The sequence below is a fragment of the Xanthomonas sp. CPBF 426 genome, assembly GCF_903989465.1.
GTDB lineage: Bacteria > Pseudomonadota > Gammaproteobacteria > Xanthomonadales > Xanthomonadaceae > Xanthomonas > Xanthomonas euroxanthea.
In genome coordinates, this window is the sequence record NZ_LR861806.1 from 1 (window position 1) to 17,394 (window position 17,394).

21 protein-coding genes are annotated in these 17,394 nt (G+C 59.3%); 11 read left to right on the forward strand and 10 right to left on the reverse strand.

Annotated features, from left to right (window positions below; translation table 11 throughout):
- The first annotated feature begins 294 nt into the window (after nt 1-294).
- Entirely contained in the window at nt 295-1,176 is an 882-nt protein-coding gene (locus tag H7A87_RS20600) for a replication protein RepA (RefSeq protein ID WP_232087993.1), read from the forward strand.
- A 253-nt stretch (nt 1,177-1,429) separates the two neighbouring features.
- A complete protein-coding gene (locus tag H7A87_RS20605; protein ID WP_180497058.1) occupies nt 1,430-1,846 on the forward strand; it encodes a helix-turn-helix transcriptional regulator in 417 nt (138 codons plus the stop codon).
- Between the two features lie 1,163 nt (nt 1,847-3,009).
- On the opposite strand, the gene H7A87_RS20610 is transcribed toward H7A87_RS20605, so the two are convergent.
- The 8 genes from H7A87_RS20610 to H7A87_RS20650 all read right to left on the reverse strand — a co-directional run bounded on the left by H7A87_RS20610 (nt 3,010) and on the right by H7A87_RS20650 (nt 9,266).
- Nucleotides 3,010-4,092, reverse strand: coding sequence for a type IV secretion system protein (locus tag H7A87_RS20610; RefSeq protein WP_232087991.1), 1,083 nt, complete (start codon nt 4,090-4,092; stop codon nt 3,010-3,012).
- 2 nt (nt 4,093-4,094) lie between these two features.
- On the reverse strand, nt 4,095-4,346 hold the full coding sequence (locus tag H7A87_RS20615; RefSeq protein WP_119128474.1) for an EexN family lipoprotein: 252 nt from the start codon (nt 4,344-4,346) through the stop codon (nt 4,095-4,097).
- A gap of 2 nt (nt 4,347-4,348) precedes the next feature.
- On the reverse strand, nt 4,349-4,783 hold the full coding sequence (locus H7A87_RS20620) for a hypothetical protein (protein ID WP_119128473.1): 435 nt from the start codon (nt 4,781-4,783) through the stop codon (nt 4,349-4,351).
- Nucleotides 4,784-4,792: 9 nt separating this feature from the next.
- Nucleotides 4,793-5,506, reverse strand: a complete 714-nt coding sequence (gene virB5, locus H7A87_RS20625) for a P-type DNA transfer protein VirB5 (protein ID WP_119128472.1) — start codon at nt 5,504-5,506, stop codon at nt 4,793-4,795.
- A gap of 579 nt (nt 5,507-6,085) precedes the next feature.
- Nucleotides 6,086-7,678 carry a type IV secretion system DNA-binding domain-containing protein gene (locus H7A87_RS20635; RefSeq protein WP_232087992.1) on the reverse strand — a complete coding sequence of 531 codons (1,593 nt, stop codon included), beginning with the start codon at nt 7,676-7,678 and terminating at the stop codon, nt 6,086-6,088.
- The gene (locus tag H7A87_RS20640; protein WP_119128470.1) at nt 7,675-8,139 is read right to left on the reverse strand and encodes a hypothetical protein; all 465 of its coding nucleotides are present in this window, start codon (nt 8,137-8,139) and stop codon (nt 7,675-7,677) included. Before H7A87_RS20640 ends, H7A87_RS20635 begins: the two co-directional genes overlap by 4 nt.
- Before the next feature lie 2 nt (nt 8,140-8,141).
- Nucleotides 8,142-8,870 (reverse strand): hypothetical protein, encoded by a 729-nt coding sequence (locus tag H7A87_RS20645; RefSeq protein WP_119128469.1) that lies wholly within the window; start codon nt 8,868-8,870, stop codon nt 8,142-8,144.
- 9 nt (nt 8,871-8,879) lie between these two features.
- The gene (locus H7A87_RS20650; RefSeq protein WP_119128468.1) at nt 8,880-9,266 is read right to left on the reverse strand and encodes a hypothetical protein; all 387 of its coding nucleotides are present in this window, start codon (nt 9,264-9,266) and stop codon (nt 8,880-8,882) included.
- A 409-nt stretch (nt 9,267-9,675) separates the two neighbouring features.
- Here H7A87_RS20650 and mobC point away from each other — a divergent pair, with 409 nt between their 5' ends.
- From mobC to H7A87_RS20680, 6 genes are all read left to right on the forward strand, one after another.
- Entirely contained in the window at nt 9,676-10,038 is a 363-nt protein-coding gene (mobC, locus tag H7A87_RS20655; RefSeq protein ID WP_119128476.1) for a plasmid mobilization relaxosome protein MobC, read from the forward strand.
- Nucleotides 10,028-12,412: an LPD7 domain-containing protein gene (locus tag H7A87_RS20660; RefSeq protein ID WP_119128467.1), complete on the forward strand. Its 2,385-nt coding sequence runs from the start codon at nt 10,028-10,030 to the stop codon at nt 12,410-12,412. Before mobC ends, H7A87_RS20660 begins: the two co-directional genes overlap by 11 nt.
- A 158-nt stretch (nt 12,413-12,570) precedes the next feature.
- Nucleotides 12,571-13,200, forward strand: coding sequence for a ParA family partition ATPase (gene parA / locus H7A87_RS20665; protein ID WP_119128466.1), 630 nt, complete (start codon nt 12,571-12,573; stop codon nt 13,198-13,200).
- Between the two features lie 12 nt (nt 13,201-13,212).
- Entirely contained in the window at nt 13,213-13,428 is a 216-nt protein-coding gene (locus H7A87_RS20670; protein WP_119128465.1) for a plasmid partition protein ParG, read from the forward strand.
- A gap of 16 nt (nt 13,429-13,444) precedes the next feature.
- Complete coding sequence (locus H7A87_RS20675) at nt 13,445-14,239, forward strand: hypothetical protein (RefSeq protein ID WP_119128464.1); 795 nt, start codon at nt 13,445-13,447, stop codon at nt 14,237-14,239.
- 52 nt (nt 14,240-14,291) lie between these two features.
- Nucleotides 14,292-14,717, forward strand: coding sequence for an antitoxin VbhA family protein (locus tag H7A87_RS20680; RefSeq protein ID WP_232087990.1), 426 nt, complete (start codon nt 14,292-14,294; stop codon nt 14,715-14,717).
- Nucleotides 14,718-14,758: 41 nt separating this feature from the next.
- Here H7A87_RS20680 and H7A87_RS20685 read toward each other — a convergent pair whose 3' ends face one another.
- Both H7A87_RS20685 and H7A87_RS20690 read right to left on the reverse strand, forming a co-directional pair.
- Entirely contained in the window at nt 14,759-15,175 is a 417-nt protein-coding gene (locus H7A87_RS20685) for a transposase (protein ID WP_119128463.1), read from the reverse strand.
- Nucleotide 15,176: 1 nt separating this feature from the next.
- Nucleotides 15,177-15,752 carry a recombinase family protein gene (locus H7A87_RS20690; protein ID WP_119128462.1) on the reverse strand — a complete coding sequence of 192 codons (576 nt, stop codon included), beginning with the start codon at nt 15,750-15,752 and terminating at the stop codon, nt 15,177-15,179.
- Between the two features lie 218 nt (nt 15,753-15,970).
- Here H7A87_RS20690 and H7A87_RS20695 point away from each other — a divergent pair, with 218 nt between their 5' ends.
- Genes H7A87_RS20695 through H7A87_RS20705 form a run of 3 tightly spaced genes read left to right on the forward strand, consistent with a single transcriptional unit; the run spans nt 15,971 to nt 17,171 of the window.
- Complete coding sequence (locus H7A87_RS20695; RefSeq protein WP_231892773.1) at nt 15,971-16,426, forward strand: hypothetical protein; 456 nt, start codon at nt 15,971-15,973, stop codon at nt 16,424-16,426.
- A 20-nt stretch (nt 16,427-16,446) separates the two neighbouring features.
- Nucleotides 16,447-16,755, forward strand: coding sequence for a type II toxin-antitoxin system RelE/ParE family toxin (locus H7A87_RS20700; protein WP_119128461.1), 309 nt, complete (start codon nt 16,447-16,449; stop codon nt 16,753-16,755).
- Between the two features lie 44 nt (nt 16,756-16,799).
- Nucleotides 16,800-17,171 carry a hypothetical protein gene (locus H7A87_RS20705; protein WP_147421082.1) on the forward strand — a complete coding sequence of 124 codons (372 nt, stop codon included), beginning with the start codon at nt 16,800-16,802 and terminating at the stop codon, nt 17,169-17,171.
- Nucleotides 17,172-17,394 lie beyond the last annotated feature (223 nt).

Consider the following 17,394-nt stretch of genomic DNA (forward strand, 5'->3'; position numbering starts at 1 on the left):
ATGATCGCAGCCGGTATCTCGGTCAAGGACGCGACCGACGTTGCTGCGAAGACGGCCGCCGCCAATCGCGTAGCGCAGGCGAGTCGGCCGACGCGCGGTGTTGCACCTAGACAGCGTGTGCGGGGTTCCGAGGGCCAGGCCAAAGAGCAATCACGAGCGAACAGCTTTTCGCCACTCGGCGCACTACTAGGCGGAATTTTGCCGCCTGCGGTGAAGAAGACCAGCGAGCGGATCGCCTACGCCACCGAGAAAGCGACGCCGGCACAGAAGGTCAAGGCTGGACGTGCGGCTGTCCTGTCCGAGCAGGAGCGCAAACTACTCGACAAGGCAACGACCATCGCGAGTCTACCGCCCTCGGGCGAAGACATGGCGTTCACTCATGCCGTGCTGTGCCAGGTTGGACTACCTCGCGCTAAGATCGATGCACGCGAGTTCATGCGGCAATCCGGTGCGGCATGGATCAACGTACAAGCCGGCTGGCTGGACGAGGGTAGGGGACCGGTGCAACAACCCGTCCCCTATGGCGTAATGCCCCGCCTCGCGCTGGCTTGGGTATCCAGCTACGCCAAGCGCCACAACACGCGCGAAATTCCTATCGGGGATAGCGCGGCCGAGTTCTTGCGTCTGATGCTCGGCGAGGACACCGTGGCCCAAGGAGCGCGACACGCGACGTTGCGCAAGCAAATGCACGCCTTGGCGGCCTGCAGGCTGCAACTCGGGTTCAAGGGCCGAACGTTCAACGGCCAGCCTGTTGAGCAGTTCGACGCCTGGCTGTCCAATCGAGACGCCCAACAGCGGCCACTCTGGCCAGGTGTGATGACCTTATCCGAGCACTATTTCAACGAGCTTCAAAACAGTGCTGTGCCACTCGACAATCGCGCGCTTCATGCCCTGAAAGGGTCAGCGCTGGCATTGGACGTGTATTGCTGGCTAGCGCATCGCTTACACCGCATCGAGGGCAAGGGCGTTACCTTGCACTGGAAGTCGATACGGGAACAGTTCGCCCAGGAATACAAAGGCAAAGACCCTGACAAGGACTTCAAAAAAGAGTTCTTGCCTGTCCTGCGCAAAGTGCAAGCTGTGTACCCAGCCGCCAACGTCAAGCAGGTGACCGGCGGACTGCTGCTGATCGGTTCGCCGCCGCCAATCCCAAAGCTACCCAAAGGGCTGAAATGACCTGCCAGACTGGTGACACTGCGGCCGCCGGCGCCGGCGAGATCCGTCACCAGCCAGAAAGGGCGGCGCTGGCCCTGCCGTGCCAGCTTGTATTGCCGACTGCCCACATATCCACCGCCTGGCTACGGGTGCCATAGAAGGCCCCTACGCAGGCCGTGGATATGTGGACAGCGCCGAATGGTGCTGCGGCCATGGTTTGTCAGTTCGTCCCGAACTTCCTACATCGTCTTCAAAGCTGATAGGAGCGACGATGATGGAAAGTAGACCAGAAGACGTGGGCCGAAGATTGCAGCAGCTTCGCCAGGATAAGAGCCAAGAAGAATTTGCCGGTGTACTTGGCATAAGCCGCATGGACTATGCGGCCTATGAGGCCGGCAAGCGGGAGATTCACGCGTCACTGCTCGTCACGTTGCTGGAACGGTGCGCGATCGATCCCACGTGGGTGCTGACGGGCACCCGGCGAGGCACCCTCGCCGACGATGCAGCGGCAACCGCGACTTCCTTTCGTGCCATCCTTGAAGCAGCACAGCGCGCCGGCCTGACGTTGACGCCGGAAGCCTTCGCCTACGCGATCACGGCCGCATTCCCGACCGCGAAGCGAAGCGGCGAAATCGACTCGGTTCAGGCTGACGTTCTCGTAAAACTGGCGACGCTCAACGGCAGGAAATAGGCTCCTGCCTTGGTGACAACGATCGCGCCTGGCCAGCTCGCCGGCGTCACCAATGCGAGCCGGCAGATCGCGGGCCTGTCACCAATCGACGCTCACCCTGGCAAGCCAGGGCCGGGCTGTCGTGCTACGCATCGAGCCAGCCGAGGTCGGCAGTCTCCCCCCTCCGGGCTTCCATCCCTTTCGGGGTAGCTTGATAAATCGCCCCCCCCCTTACTGCCGGCATGAGTCGGGCTGGACTCACCCGTTGATCGCCCAGGCAGCGTCGAGTCGCGCGGAAGCATGTTGGCGACAGATGCCGGGGGCAAGGTGGACCCTATGTCACCATCAAGGCTGTGGAGAAGCCTGTAGATTAGAGCACTTATCCACGATAAATCGCCCCCCCCAGCATGATAAATCGCCCCCCCCTCAGAGGGCGGAATCATGATAAATCGCCCCCCCCTCGCATGATAAATCCCCCCCCCCCTAAAACCGGTACGGTTCTGCCTTTAAAAAGAATCCTATAAATTCTTACCTGTAATGGCCGTCCGGTTCTGTGGATAACTTCATCGTCTGCAGCCAGGATCAAGAGAAAAAGCGCCTACCCTCCGGTCGCTACGCTCCCTTCGCCCCGTCCCTCCGGGCCGGCCTTCGCGGGCTACACCCGCTCCCTGTTGACTGGCCTACGGCCAGACATTTGTTTAGGCGCGGCAAGCCGCGCGTCGGTGCTTCACCATTACGCACAGAGCGGCAACACCGACACTCAAACAGAAAGAAGGGCATCCGAGACAAGAACAGGTCATGAGGGCGTCCAGAAACGGCTATAGAAGCGGTTTTCAGGGCAAGGGGGCTACTACCCCACCAACTCGGCTGCCGAATGCCTCAGCGCGCCGCTCAGGGCGCTACGCTGAATACGCTGAATCTGTCTTGCAGTGTCTTCAAGCGGGGCGCGCTGCGCCCCACCACTCCCCCCCGCCCCTCGCCAGCGAGGGGAGCGAGTCGCCCTCTGTCGTCAGAGGGGCAGGGGTAAAGCTCTCCTGCCCCTCATGACGAAGGGTTGGGTCGCTCCTGTCGCGTCAAGGGGCCGTGTCCTCGCCCTGCGGGCTGCGGGCCGCACCTACCCCTTGACCCGACATCCACTTGGCACGATACACAAAGAAAGACCCCGCCGAAGCGGGGCCATGTGGTCATTGACCTTGGACGCTGCCGCCCCTCGCTCGACCCCAGTTCTTCCCAACGTTGTCCAACACGTGCTGTCGATACGATGGGTTCCACACCGTATTCCCGGCAATCATATGATTGGTCCTGCCTGCCGTGACCATCATTCCTGATTCAAGATCCCGGCGGGTGGAAACAGGATTGACCGCGCCAACGACGGCCGAACCCAGCCCGGATGCACGGGCAGCCATTGTGCCCAACGTGATTGCCGCCGAGGTCATGCCTCCGGCGAGTGCCCCGCCTTTTTGGTAGGCGACATACATCACCCACAGCATCACTATGGTTACCAAGATCAGGCGCAAGGAGTCAAAAAACGGGCTTGCGTCCGGGCTGTCGATATTCGTAGCGGAAACCACTGCAACAAATACTTTCAAGGCGAACGCCAGCACTGCGCTGACCAACGCAATTTGCAAAATTACCGTCATGACTTCACCAAACCAGCGATCAAAGAATGCTTTGGTGGCCGGCCACATAAGCAGCATGATAAAGAACGGGCCGATACCCAATAGCAATTCAAGCAACGTTTTAGATGCAACAATCATCGCTCCCGCAGGAGCAGCAAGAATGAGTGTTGCCGTCGCAATAATGATCGCCTCGAAATACTCGCCAAACATCATTCCGATTTCGGTCATACCTCTATCCGACGCCCGGTTCCAAAGCTCACCGGCCAAATCCCAACCTTTACCAACAGATTCATCAACAACTTGATAGACAGTCGTCGGGTTGGCACCTTTTCCACCTGAAAACGCCTGCGTAATACCAGTTTCCAGATCGTGCCCGGTTGCCACTGCGAAATCCATATAAGTGCCGGAATTTAGAGCAATTGCGCTAATCAATAGAAACTTGCCAGCAGAACGCATCAACTGCGAAAACGGCCCATCGACGCGACCAAGGGCCATTAAAATTCCCATGACAGAATAGTAAAGCGTGCCCAAGAGTATGGCCGTTGTAGTGATCTTGCCTATCACTACAGGAACGGTTGTTTCTACATAGGTGCCCATCGCATTGGTGATGGAGTCGCCTATGAATTGGAAAATCATGGGGTCGGACATGTCTAGTTCCCCGTATTGACAGGCGGCAGCGGAGAATAGCCGCGACGCGAATTAGCTATTTCGTTCTCCGCCTTCTGTGCGTTGATGCAGTTAGGCGACAGACCCTTTTCGCCGGGATTGTTCTTGCATGTCGCCAACATCGAATGGCGTTGCTCCTTGTCAGCCTTAAATTCCTCCACGGTACGCGTCGGCTGGGCGTTATCGCAGCCGACCAACAGGAGCATCATAAAAACGATAAAAGAAAACTTTGCCATGATTACATCCTCTTAATAACGCGCGGTGCTTGCACGAGTGCTGCGGATACTTCGGAAGCAACGATGATTTGCCGTGTTGCAAGCCACCTGAGTGCGGCCTCGGGCATGCCGGCCCGAGTGGCGTCTAGAAAGCGCTGCCGGCCATTCACGAACGCTAGCGCCATGCAAGCCGCCGTCAGGACGAATGCGACTACTTGGGCTTCCCAGCTCGCCAGGTCTTTGATGCCCGGAATAGCAATCCCGAGCGTGTCGTATGCGATCCAATAGCATGCCGCGGACGCGAAGAAGACTGCCACCACGTCCAGGCAAAACATGTGCGCATCGCTACGCAGAGCGTCATTGAAACGGGAAGCGCCGAATTTCCGAACCGAGAGCCAGAACCGGATAGGGAAATTCACGTAACCGAGAACCAGCAGTAATTCGATGAAGTGCAGCATATATCCTCCTTAGAACTCGACCGGCTTCAACGGGGAGTAGCCACGGCGGGCATTTAGCTTGGCATTTATTTCGTGTTGCCTTTGTTGCTGAAGCTTATCCTCTGCCTGCGTCATCATTTGGAATAGCTGCAATTTCGTTTGTTCGTTGCCGATCATGGCTTGCTCAGCAGCAATTCGGCCCTGTAGCTCTCCAATAGCCTTTGGGTCTTGCGTCTGGTTTATTTGCCGCATCAACGAATCGATTTGATCCATGCGCGACTTTGCAGCCGCGTAGGCATCCGTCGCGAAGGCTTTATCCTGAGATGGCTTTACTGCGGCCGCCTGGCAGGCGGTGCGAGCATCGGCCAGGGTAAGAGAGGCACAGGCGTCATAGACCTTGTTCTGATCGTAAATTCCGGATGCGCTACTACTCAGTCCGTTGTAGCCGCCGGTGCGTACAGAGTCATAAACACCTTGCCAGTCCTTGGGCAGGTAGTCCCTTAGTGCCGGATTGTTGAAAATCTCGCCCATGTTTCGCGATCCGGTTAGCGCCGAATACTGCTGTTGCATCTGCTGGTATTGGGATTGCATCTGCTGGTACTGCGACGCCCACTGCCGCATGGTCTCGGCTTGGTTGGCTATGTTCTTTGCGATGCTCGCCGCGTCCGTCACAGGGACTTGCGCGTTGGCATAGCCGCCGAACATGAGGAGGCCGGCGAGAAGAAGCGATTTGATGATTTGCATGAGTGCCACTCCTATTGCGTTAGGAGGACGAGGCCGACTGTTCCGGCAGGTCAGGAGGGGCTTAGGCTCCGTAGCCGCGCCTGTATGGCGGTGGGCTGACTATGCGGCCATTCTGTTCTTGGCTGTCAGGGCCTTCTTTTCAGCCCAGCACCCGGTACGCAATCGCGTTCTTAGGGCAGCTCATCCCAAATTTTTGTTGGAGCCAAGATGGAGCATTTTGGCTCTGTGATTGTCCAACTTTACCGCCCGACAGTCCATCGACCGCCGTGCAATGAGTGTAACACACATTTGATGCAATGAGTAAATGTGTATCGTGCCAAGTGGATGTCGGGTCAAGGGGTAGGTGCGGCCCGCAGCCCGCAGGGCGAGGACACGGCCCCTTGACGCGACAGGAGCGACCCAACCCTTCGTCATGAGGGGCAGGAGGGAGTGGTGGGGCGCAGCGCGCCCCGCAGCGCGCCCCGCAGCGCGCCCCGCAGCGCGCCCCGCAGCGCGCCCCGCAGCGCGCCCCGCAGCGCGCCCCGCAGCGCGCCCCGCAGCGCGCCCCGCAGCGCGCCCCGCACCGCGCCCCGCACCGCGCTACGGCAGAAATCCAGGCTGTAGCTCCGGCATTCGTTCGTATGCGATCGTCACCGCCCCTACCGGCTGGCCTGGCATTTTCAAGAAGCCTTCCAGGTCGGGAAGGTTGAGGATCTCTGACGACATGACCGCCGCTTGGCGCACCCGCTGCAAATTGAAGCTGGTATTTGCAGACTGTGAGGATTGGGAAGGGTTGAACAGCCCCCCCGAGCTTGTTCCCTGCCCTGTCGTCATTTGCAGGCGATCTACGTCCTGTTCGCCAAGTTCCTTACTGAAATATTCGGCCGTCTCGTTATCACCCGCGCGCAAAATCAACTTTGTTGAGAGGTTGGCCAGCAGTGTTTGTGCTTCGTCGCGGCCGTAGGTTTCCCGGAGCTGCGCCACTGTTTGCAGGCCCAGGACACACCGCCCGCCGTACTTGCGCAATTTCGTTAATCCACCGCGCAAGCTCGACACTTTGCCAAGTGAATCAACCTCATCAAACACGTACCATAGCGCCCGATCCGTGCTTTCAGACAGGCTCAGTCCTTCGACAATGCCCAGCTCCAAGATTGAGGCGACCAGGCCGCGCAGCAGGCCCATTTGATCGTCCCGGTAGGTCACGAACAGCCAACCGTCGCTTCCTTCGTCCTGTACCCATGAGCGAACGGAAAACCTTCCTGCATCGGGCAGATACCGCCAGGCACCCAAGTAGGTAGCGATGATGCCCCGCGTGTTGTTGAGCATCTTGTCGTTGCCCTTGGCCGTCAGGATCGCGGCAGGCGTACCGGCAAGCAGGGCGGCTAGCTCCTTCGTGTCGGCCGCGCTCACGAAGTGAAGTAGACGTTTCACCGAGTGCTCACCGTTCAGGTGCAGCGCTAGCATGGTTTCAGCGAGCAAGGTTTGCGCGTAGTGGTGCCATTCGGCACCCTCGCCCGTGCCGTCCGGCACCGCAGCCTTGGCGATCCGCTGGCAATCGTAGTCGTGCCGGATTTCAGCGAACGGCGACCAATCCACGGTGCGCCCGTCGAAGGGGTTGAACAGTAGGTCGCCGGAGCGCGCAAAGCGCGAGAAAAAGCCTCCCGCCGGATCGGCAATCAAGGCGCGTTGGCCGCGTTGACGTACAGCGCGCAAGACGCGGTTGATTGCTTGCGTCTTGCCGGCCCCCGTGGTCCCTGCAAATAGCATGTGCTGGGCTTCCAGCATGTACGGAAGCACCACCCCGCCAATGTCTATGTCCATGTCGGAGGGCTTCGCTCTGCTGCCGTACATGCCGGTTTGCAGGGCGTTCCCCGCGATGACCTGCGTCCCCCGCACGACCCGTTCCCGGTTCTGACCGGCACCTGCTTCCAAGTGCCGGAACATGCGGAGCCAGCAGAACACGGAGATGGTCGCGACGCCAAACGCGAGCAGGGTGGAAGGCTTGCCATCCTTGGCAAACCGTAGGGCGGCCGAACCAATGCCGTAGGCAACTGCCACCGACCAAATTCCGATCCACGCCCAGGTGATCGGCGAGGACCGCATCTTCCCGCGTGCAGCCGCCAGTATGGTGCGCACCAGGGCCAAGGCAGGGACGCCCAAAAAGCCAAACGTCAAAAGTTGTCCGACCGTCATTGCATTCCCCCTGCAGCTAACCACACGACCATTCCACCGACAGCACCGCCAATCACCCCGCCCACCATGGCCGCAAGCCAGACCGGCCCCATGATCGAGCGCCGCGCGTCCTCCATGGCTACGGCTGCGCGGCCGATGGTGCTGCCTACTTCCTGGCGCAGGGCTTCTTTTGTGGCTTCGCGGTAGCTGGCGTGTTCACTCTGTAGGTCGGTTTTCAGCTTGACGGCCTCAGTACTCAATTCCATTAGTGTGGCGTTGCACCGTTCCTCTACCTGCTTGATTACCTCGCCTTGAATGGACCCGGCCGCCTTCACCAATCTACCGACAAGCACCTCAAGCTCTGTTTTCTGGTCTTGGAGGATGGCCTGATTGAGCAATACCACGGCAAAAATCGGATCGTCTTCATCCACGCGGACGCCTGTTTTTTCGACCAACTCTGCAATATATTTGCGTCGGTCCATGGTCAGAACTCGATTTTATCAAGCTGGCTAAAAACATCCTTAGCCACGTTGCGGATACGCTGCTTTTCCATGAGTGCGAAGTCGGGCGACTGCATGATTTCATCAACCGTCAGCCGCTTGATATTCATCTTTTTGATGTCGTCGCCGTAGGTCTGATGGTTGCGTGCTTGCAGCGAAACCACGCCGTGCAGACGAGACTGATTGGCCTTAAAAACCTTAGTGTCGGTGAAATCCTTGCCTTCGTCGGTTTTCATCGGCCCGAAATGTTCATTGAGCCAGAGAACAACCGGCGCATCTTCGATGCCCTGGGCGATTGAGTTAAACCCGTTCGCTGTATCCGCGAGCGTGTCGCCACCGCCAACGACAGTGTGCAAATATACCTTTTTATCGTTCTCGGTCAGGAAGCTGATGACGTTGTTTTCCACCATGTACGCCAGGAGCGGCGAAAAGGTGTTTGCACCGTTGTCGATGACGAACGTACCATCCTCCGTCAGCAACTTTTCCATGAGCGCGTCAAACCGCTTGGCATCGATCGTGCGGGACTCATTCATGACCGGGATGTGTTGCGCGCCGAGTGCCTTATAGTGAGCGAACGTCGTATTTTCCTGATCTGTGTCGAATGCCTTCAGGTCGGCACCTTTGGACTTGAAAAACTGTGCCAGCATCACAGCAATAAACGACTTGCCGATACCGCCCTTGCCTTGCAGGATGAAATGAATGGTGTTCTGCATGATGGGTTCCTATTTCAGAAGATCGTCGTCGGGTTTTGGGTTGTGGGTGAAGCGCTTTGGTACGGGAATTTCAAAGTCCCCGGCCTTTTTGCTGGCCGCTGGTGTTGCTTCCCCCTTTTCTTCGTCATGACGAAGAAAAGGCGTTGGTTGTGCGGATGGGGCTGCCGCACCCTGCCCGCGCTGTTTCCTGATGCGATAAAGGGCGCTCTCAAAACTCTTCAGCGTCATCGTGAAGCCCTGGCCGTGTAGGGCTTCCAGCACCGCCGACCGGCTCACTCCGGCAGCTATGGCGGCTTCCACTTCGTCTATCACGTCGCGCAGGCGGGCCGTTTCAGAGCGGCTTTTCTCGCCCTTCGCAAGCTCGCGCAACACATCGGCCACACTGGTTTTCGTCATCTATCAGCCTCGTTGCGTAGTCCATTCGCTGGAAAACGCCATTTTCGCAGTGCATGTGCAGTGCGGTCAAGCGGATTACGCCGCTTGAGTGCCATTCTTATGCAGTGCATTCGCAGTGTCAAGCATGCTATCGCAGTGCTTGTGCAGTGTAGTAGGGGTGTTGAAGCAATGTCGATGCAGAGTTACACTACTTCTTGCGGCATGATAGGCACGTCGGATATGTTTACAAAACGCTCCGCGTTTTGACACATATCCCGTGCCCAAAGGGGTGACCCCTTTGGAAACCCTGCTGTCGGCCCCCTCCGGGAGCCGCGCCAGATGGCGACAGATCCCCCGGCGCTACTCGCGCCGGCCTACAACCGCCCTGCCCTGGCTGCTGCCCGAGCAGGTAATGAAGGGAGGCCCGACCATGCCCCGTAAGCCCGCAGAAGGCCGGAAGCTCGCCCGCCCGGTGAGCTTCCGGCTTACCGATGCCGACCATGCCGCCTACCTGGCTAAAGTCGAGGCATCGGGCTTGAAGCCGTCCGAATTCTTCCGTGAATGCGTCCTGCAAAACCGCACCCAGGTTGTCGCCCGCGTTCCCACGAGTACCGACAAACGCCGGTTGCTGTACTTGTTCAACAAGACCAGCAACAACATTAACCAGCTTGCACACGCGGTGAACGCTGCTGAGCTGGCGGGCAAAGCGACGACAGCGACCTATTCCGGCATCCTCGCCGAATTACAGGCCATCGCCGACGCGATGCGAGAGGCGGTGGAGCATGCTGATTAGAGTTCGTGGCGGCGAAGCTGGAATCCGGGAATATCTCGAAAATGGCCGGAAGGATGGCCGCGACTATAACCGTGCCGAACTGGACGAGCGCGTTATACTGGCTGGCGACCTGCAATTAACCGATGCCATTATTAACGGCATGGATAAGCAGGGAGAGCGGTATTTGCATATAACTCTAGCATTCAAGGAGGATCAGATTAGCCGGGATCGGTTGCAGTCTATTATCGATGAGTTCCGACAATTTGCTATGACGGCGTACCAGGCTGATGAATATAATTTCTATGCCGAGGCGCATTTGCCTAGGCTTAAAAGTTATATCAATCAGCAGACGGGCGAGTTCATCGAGCGCAAGCCGCATATCCACGTTGTCATTCCTGAATATAACCTATTGAGCCAGCGGAATTTGAACCCGTTTGGCAAGGTTGACCAACAGACCAAGTTCCTTGAAGCCTTTCAGGAGCATATTAACGCGAAATACGGACTTGCTAGTCCGAAAGATAACGCGCGCATACAGTTTACCGACGAAAGCGCGATCATCGCCCGATATAAAGGCGACTATTTCAAGGGCGCAAATCACGACCTGAAAGCGCGCATTCTGGCCGACATGCTGGACAAGGGCGTGACCGACTTCGATCAATTCCGGGCCATCGTCGTACAGCATGGCGAGACGAAGACCCGCAACGCCGGCAAGACGGCCGAATATCTGAACGTGAAGCCCGAGGGCGCAGCCAAGGGCATCAACCTGAAAGACCACGTTTTCAGCCGCGAATTTATCGCGTTACCGGCCGACGAGAAGCGCCGCCGGCTGGCTGGCGAGCTGCGCCAGGGATATGAGGACGCGAAAGCGCCCCGCCCCACCCCGGCTGACATTGCCGATCGCTTGAAGGAGTGGCACGAGGTTAGGGCCGCAGAGCTGAAATATCTCAACAGCGGGAGCCGCAAGGCATATGCAGCCTATTGGGAAGCGGACACCGAGCAACGCCGGGCGATGCTGGCCGAGCGGGCGGCCAATTTCTACACCAAGCACAGGGCCGCCCAGGAAATTGAGCCGCAGCCCGAGCCGCCAGCCCCGACCAGGGCGCAGCCGGCCAGGGAGCCGGCTCCCTTGCCCCCGCCCGCCCAGGATCGCGACGGGCGTCCGGCGGATACCGTTGTCGGCCAACACATCGCAGAGCGACACGAGGCTGTTGCACGCGGGCAGGACACCGGCCGGGCCGAGTTCGACACGATCAAGCGGAAGCTGGACGCCGCGCGCCTGCTGGCGGCCGTCAGCCGCACGCATGGCGCGATGCCCGACAAATACGAGGTTACGACGGCCAAAGACGGCAGCGACCGGATACGGTGCGGCAGTCGAAATTTGAACGTGACCGACTTCCTTACCCAAGAGCTGCATTTGCCCTGGCGAGAAGCCGCGCCACTCTTGCGCCGCGTCTACGCCGAGCAGCAAGGCCGCGAAGTGCACCAGCAAGCCCGTAGCGCTCCACGTCGTGACCTATGGGCAGAGTATCGCCGGGAGTGGCAACCACAGCAGCGTGAGCGGCGGGAACGGGATTGGCAGGAGCAGAAGCAGCGGGAGCAGGAACGCCGCAACGAGCTGCGCCGCCGGTATCAAGCCGAACGGCGGGCCATCCAGAACGACAGCGCCAGGAAAGCCCCCGACCGGAAAGCCGCCTTGTCTCTGGTCCGCATGGAGAAGGTTAGACGCGACCTTACCTTGCGCGAGCAGATCGAGGCCGAGCGCACCGAGTTGAAAGCCCGGTATCGCATGAAGCCGGCGGACCAGTATCGCGCTTACCTGGCCGAGCGCGCGGGCCGTGGTGATGCGGACGCCCTGGCCGAGTTGCGACGGCAGCGCGTTACGCCGCCACAACCGACCACACGTGAACGCATCGAGGACAGGGACGGCCTGGACCCCGAGGCCGCGCCAATTAGGAAGCCGGCTGCGCCGGCTGGATACAAGGTCGATCGGGAAGGCAACGTGACGTACTACGACCAGCAGCGCCGGGCCATGTTCACCGATACAGGGCCAGCTGTTGAGTTCAGCCAGACCGAGCGCGACACGCTGGAAACCGGCTTGCGCCTGGCCCTGGTGAAGTTCGGGCCAGCCATCCGGCTAAGGGGCGGTGATGAGGCTTACAGGCATGCCATGGCCGACATCGCGGCCGATAAAGGGCTGCATGTGGAGTTCAGCGACAAGGACTTGCAGGACCGCTACGAGCAGCGCCGAGAAGAGATCAAGGCCGGCCGGACCTACGTTGCCCAGCCCCAGCGCGCCAAGCCCGCCCAGGGCGGCACAGAGCGCACGGCCGAGCCGGAACAGAAGCGGGGGCAGGAGTCACAGCGGCAAACCCGCGACGCCAGGCGCAGCCGGTAGCGCTCCATCCTAATTGGAGACACCGCAGAGCTGGCCAGGTCGCCGCGGTGTCACCAATTCATTTGAGTAAATGAGTAAAATTAGACTTTACTCCAATGCTGCCGGCGGCTACACTCAAATGAGTAATTGCGGTTTTGTTCATTCATTCGGGAGCATCCATGCAGGTTATCGCCGTACTCAATCAGAAAGGCGGGTCAGGCAAAACGACCATCGCCACCCACCTTGCCCGTGTGCTGCAACTGGACGGGGCAGACGTGCTGCTGGTCGATTCAGATCCCCAAGGTAGCGCGCGCGATTGGGCGGCTGTTCGGGAGGACCAGCCGGTCACCGTCGTCGGCATTGACCGACCCACCATCGATCGCGACTTGAAGAACGTCGCTCGTAAGGACTTCGTGGTGATCGACGGCGCGCCCCAGGCGGCCGACCTGGCCGTGTCGGCCATCAAGGCCGCCAATTTCGTGCTGATCCCCGTGCAACCGTCGCCCTACGATATTTGGGCGACCGCCGACCTTGTGGAGCTGGTCAAACAGCGCATCGAGGTCACGGACGGCAAGCTGCAAGCGGCGTTCGTTGTATCGCGGGCCATCAAGGGGACGCGCATCGGTGCGGAAGTCACCGAGGCTCTGAACGGCTACGGCCTGCCTGTTCTGGAAGCACGCATCACACAGCGCGTGAGCTATCCCGGCACGGCGGCCACCGGCAGCACGGTCATGGATGCCGAGCCGGACGGCGATGCAGCGGCCGAGGTTCGCGCCCTGGCAAACGAAATTAAAAAGAAACTCATTTGAGGATTTGAGGATATGAGCAAAGGAACCAGCCTCAGCGCCGGCCGACCCAGCGCCAAGACCAACAAGGCGGCCACCCTCGCCAGCTTGGCCGACAAGGCGACGACGAAGCGCGTCAACTTCGACCTGTCCGCCGAGCAGCACACCCGACTCAAGATCTATGCGGCCAAGCAGGGGAAGACGGTAAAGGATGTTCTGACCGATTTTGTGACCCAACTTCCCGCTGAGTAACGGAGTAAGTGAGTTTATGAGTGAATTTCTAGCAGGATGGCAGGAGGCCGATCACGAAGACCTGCATGCGTTACGCGAGCGGTGCGGGGCGCTGGAAACAGCACTGCGCGGCAACGTCGATGCCGCGCGCATGGCACAGCTACAACGCGAATTGAGCGCATGCCGCCAACGAGTTTTCGAGGTCGAACAGCAGGATGCGCGTGTGCAGGATGGGCAGTCAGAGCCGTTAGCCAGGGGAGGGATGCCCGAAGACGTGCAGAGCGCAGCCAACGCCGTTCAAGCCGTCGTCCCTGTCATCGAGGCCGACGCGCCTGCGATCGAGCTGAGCGACGATGGCCGGCGTGCGGTCGAGCCTGCGCAGTTCGAGCAACCGCGCCGGGAACAGGATGCCGTACACGTGCAGTCCTCTGGCGGGAGCAGAGAGCGGGAGCGGTTGAACCCCGACATTGCCCGTTTCTCCGAGCTGGTTGAGGCGCATCGTTCAGGCGCGCTTGGGCTGATCTACGACAGATCGCTGGACTTCGGGACCGGTTACACGGGCGAGCGACCGCTCCAGCATGAGCCTGAATTGGTCGACCTTGCGGCACAGCACGATGCCCGCCTCTTAGAGCGGGACGAAGCGTTCACGGGCGACGTGGTGCAGCATGTCGAACACGATCAGGGCGCTGCGTATGTGATCGAGGCCGACGGCGACCGGGTGATGGTTCCGCAGGCCGAGGGGGTCGAGCTGGACATAGGCGACACGGTACAGGTCAACCGAGACCGGCAAGGGCAATACGACGTTGAGGCCGGACACGACTACGGCCGGTAATGTTGGCAATGAGGTTATGTGCAAATGAGTAAAAAATCATTGCGGAGGAACTATGCAGCAGTACACCTATGAAATCGAGCCGCGCCCGATCGAGCTTGGCGGCGGCTGGCGATTGCGACTTCTCCAGGATGGCCAAGAAGTCGGGGGCGGCGTCTTCCCTCTGGCTGAGGGTGAAACGGATGCTGCGATGGCCGCTGTAGAGGCCCACGCGGCCGCCTTGGCCGAGGGTGCCGAATGGCTGGCCTCGCAGAGCGTTGAGAACCACCAGACGCCCCAGCGAAAACTAGACCCTGCCGAGCTACGCAAGCGCCGGGACGCTATCACATACGGGCGGGCGAGCGTCGAGCTAGAGGGCTTCAAACTTCCGGCAGAATACCTGGCTGCTGCAGACCGCTTCGCAGCAGGAGAAATCACGTTCGGGGAGCTAGGGGAAGTCGCGGATGAACTGGCAAGGCAAATCAAGGCGCAGCAGTCGTGACAGAGAAGGTTGGCAGGAATTGGGGTTCCTGCCTGTCCTTCTTAGGCGGCAAGGATGCGGCGAAGCATTCGTTCTGCCTCCAAATCATCACCACATCGATAAACCTCTTTAGCCATCTGACGCATCGAAACGCCAGGAGCTATTTCGGCCTCTCCATCTGCTAGATCAACCCCAGCGAGATCTTCATCCGAGGGCAGGCCATGGGGGAATTCCACAATGACCCATACATCCACAGCACGGAATACGGTGCCGGCTCGGGTCTCAATTCGATCAAACAGTTCGGTCATTTTTTTTGCCCCTGCGCCATACATCAGGGCAGCGTTCAGGGTGGGGCTTAGACGTACTCCGATCAATGGATCGCGATTGTGGAAAGTGATATCGCAGTAGCCCTCGTGTCGCGATAAATCCACTAAGCGGCGCATGTTGTGTTGCAGTGGCGTGATCTGTTCTTCTTGCATGTCAGTCCTTCCGTTTGGGTGTAGGTTCAAAAGTCTTGTTGTTCACATGCTTGTAGTAGGTGCTGCGCCCGATCTTCAATGCTTTGCACACTTCCGCCACGGGCCTATCCGTCGCGGCCATTGCTTGGATCGCGGCGACCTTCTCGCCGGGTAGGGAAGGGCGACCGCCGCGTTTGCCTCGTGTCCTTGCCGCGACCAATCCGGCTCGCGTGCGTTCCACGATCAAGCGCCGCTCAAATTGGGCGATTGACCCGAAAATATGGAACACCAATTCACCGGAAGCGGTTGTGGTGTCGATGCGCTCCGTCAGGCTTTCCAAGCCGATGCCTGCTGCTCCTAGTTGATCGACCAGGGCGACCAGCTCTTTCAACGAGCGGCCTAGCCGATCCAGCCGCCAGACCACGAGGACGTCACCCGCGCGTGCGAAAGCCAGCGCTTCGGCCAGGCCGGGCCGCGTCGCCTTCGCGCCGCTTGCCGTGTCGGTACAGATCCGCTCGCAGCCAGCAGACGTGAGCGCATCCCGTTGCAGGTCTAGATTTTGGTCGTCGGTCGAAACGCGCGCATACCCGATTTTCATTGTCCGTTTTACCGTAAAAATTATGAGTTTGTGGATTTTGATTTGTAGACGGGTTTGCGGTCAAGTTCTATCCCTCTGACAGCACTGCATGCCGCCATAGGCTGAATGTCTACAAAACGAACGTTTTAGGAACGCTAGACGTATTGCACGCCACCTAGAAAACGTGCACAATCCAACCACATAGTTTGAAACGAGTCGCGAGGGTCACCATGCAAAGCATGACCATTGAACAGCTTCGCGTCGCCAAGGCATCCGGCGGCGTTGCTGGCGTCACCCTGAAAGGGGAGGGCGGTGCATTCTTCGTCCAGATCGCCACGCGCAACGGGCCGGCCGCCCTGTTGGCGAAAGCGCGCAGCACCGAGCCGCGCAAGTTTGGCAATCCCGCCGCCGCCCTGCATGTGCTGCGAGATATCGGTATCACGGTAGGAGCGTTCGACGCGAGCGCTTGGAACCCTGACGCCAAGCTTGAGACAGCCGGCACCCGTGGTCGCTCCGAAGCGATGCGTAAGGCGCACCAGGCTGCTGCCTATACCAACTGGCTGGCAGCGGAGATTGACGACGCTATTGCGGATACTCGACCTAATCTGTCTCACGATGCGGTGATGGCGGAAATGGACGCCGACATTGCAGCGCTTGAGGCCGAACACAAGCCAGCTCGCAAGAGGCGGGCATAAGCATGTCGGCCAACTGACTTATGGCGAAGTCTCCTACCCCATATCGCATCGAGTGGCGGCCCAAGGCCCGTGACGATCTGCGTGCAATCGTCCGCTACATCGGCAAGGAAAATCCCACCAGAGCGCGCAGTTTCGGCCAGGAATTACGCGACAAGACTACTCCGCTTGCTCAGCATCCAGAGCTTGGGCGTACCGGACGCCCAGGATTACCGGACGGAGTTCGCGAGCTGGTCGCTCACAGAAACTACATCGTCTTTTACCGGGTGCTAACTGAGGCCCGAACCGTAGAAATCCTACGGATCAAGCACACGGCACAGCAGATGCCGTGAACACAACCACGGCGCGCTAACGCCGTAATTCAGGAGTGGCACCCATGAAGCAGAAGAGCCGAAACGAAAACAGCGCAGTTCAGCACGCCAACGTAGACGCAATGGTGGATGAATTCTTTGATGCATTGGAGCCACCGGTACGGCAAAGCAGGGCATGGACGTTCGGACGCCTCACCAGCGCTTGCGATGATCCGAACGCCGAACCGATACAAGCTGTGCTGTACCCGAACGACGGCGCTGGTTTTTCGCTCTATGCGCGGCAGGGCCGCACGCTGCATGCTGTGACCTACCATCGTAAGCCGGTTCGGTTCCGAACTATCGAAAAGGCACTGACCACACTTGCGGACGTGCCTCACCTCGATCCTGAAATCATCATTGATGCATCCGCTTGGCGCGAAGTATCCGGGCCGGTGTGATCGAGGCGAAGACCATAAACGTAAAGGCCCAGACGTGCGCTAACACGTCTGGGCCGAGGTGTGCGGCAGGAGTGGCTACTACGACCGCACAGACCATCACCCAAGAAGGTAGATGACCATGGCAGATGTTAGCAAAAATCCTCTAGGGCAAACAGCCCTCGACCTAGGCGACGCGATCGACAACGCGCGGAATGCCTTCGACGAAATCGCGTACCGCGATCAG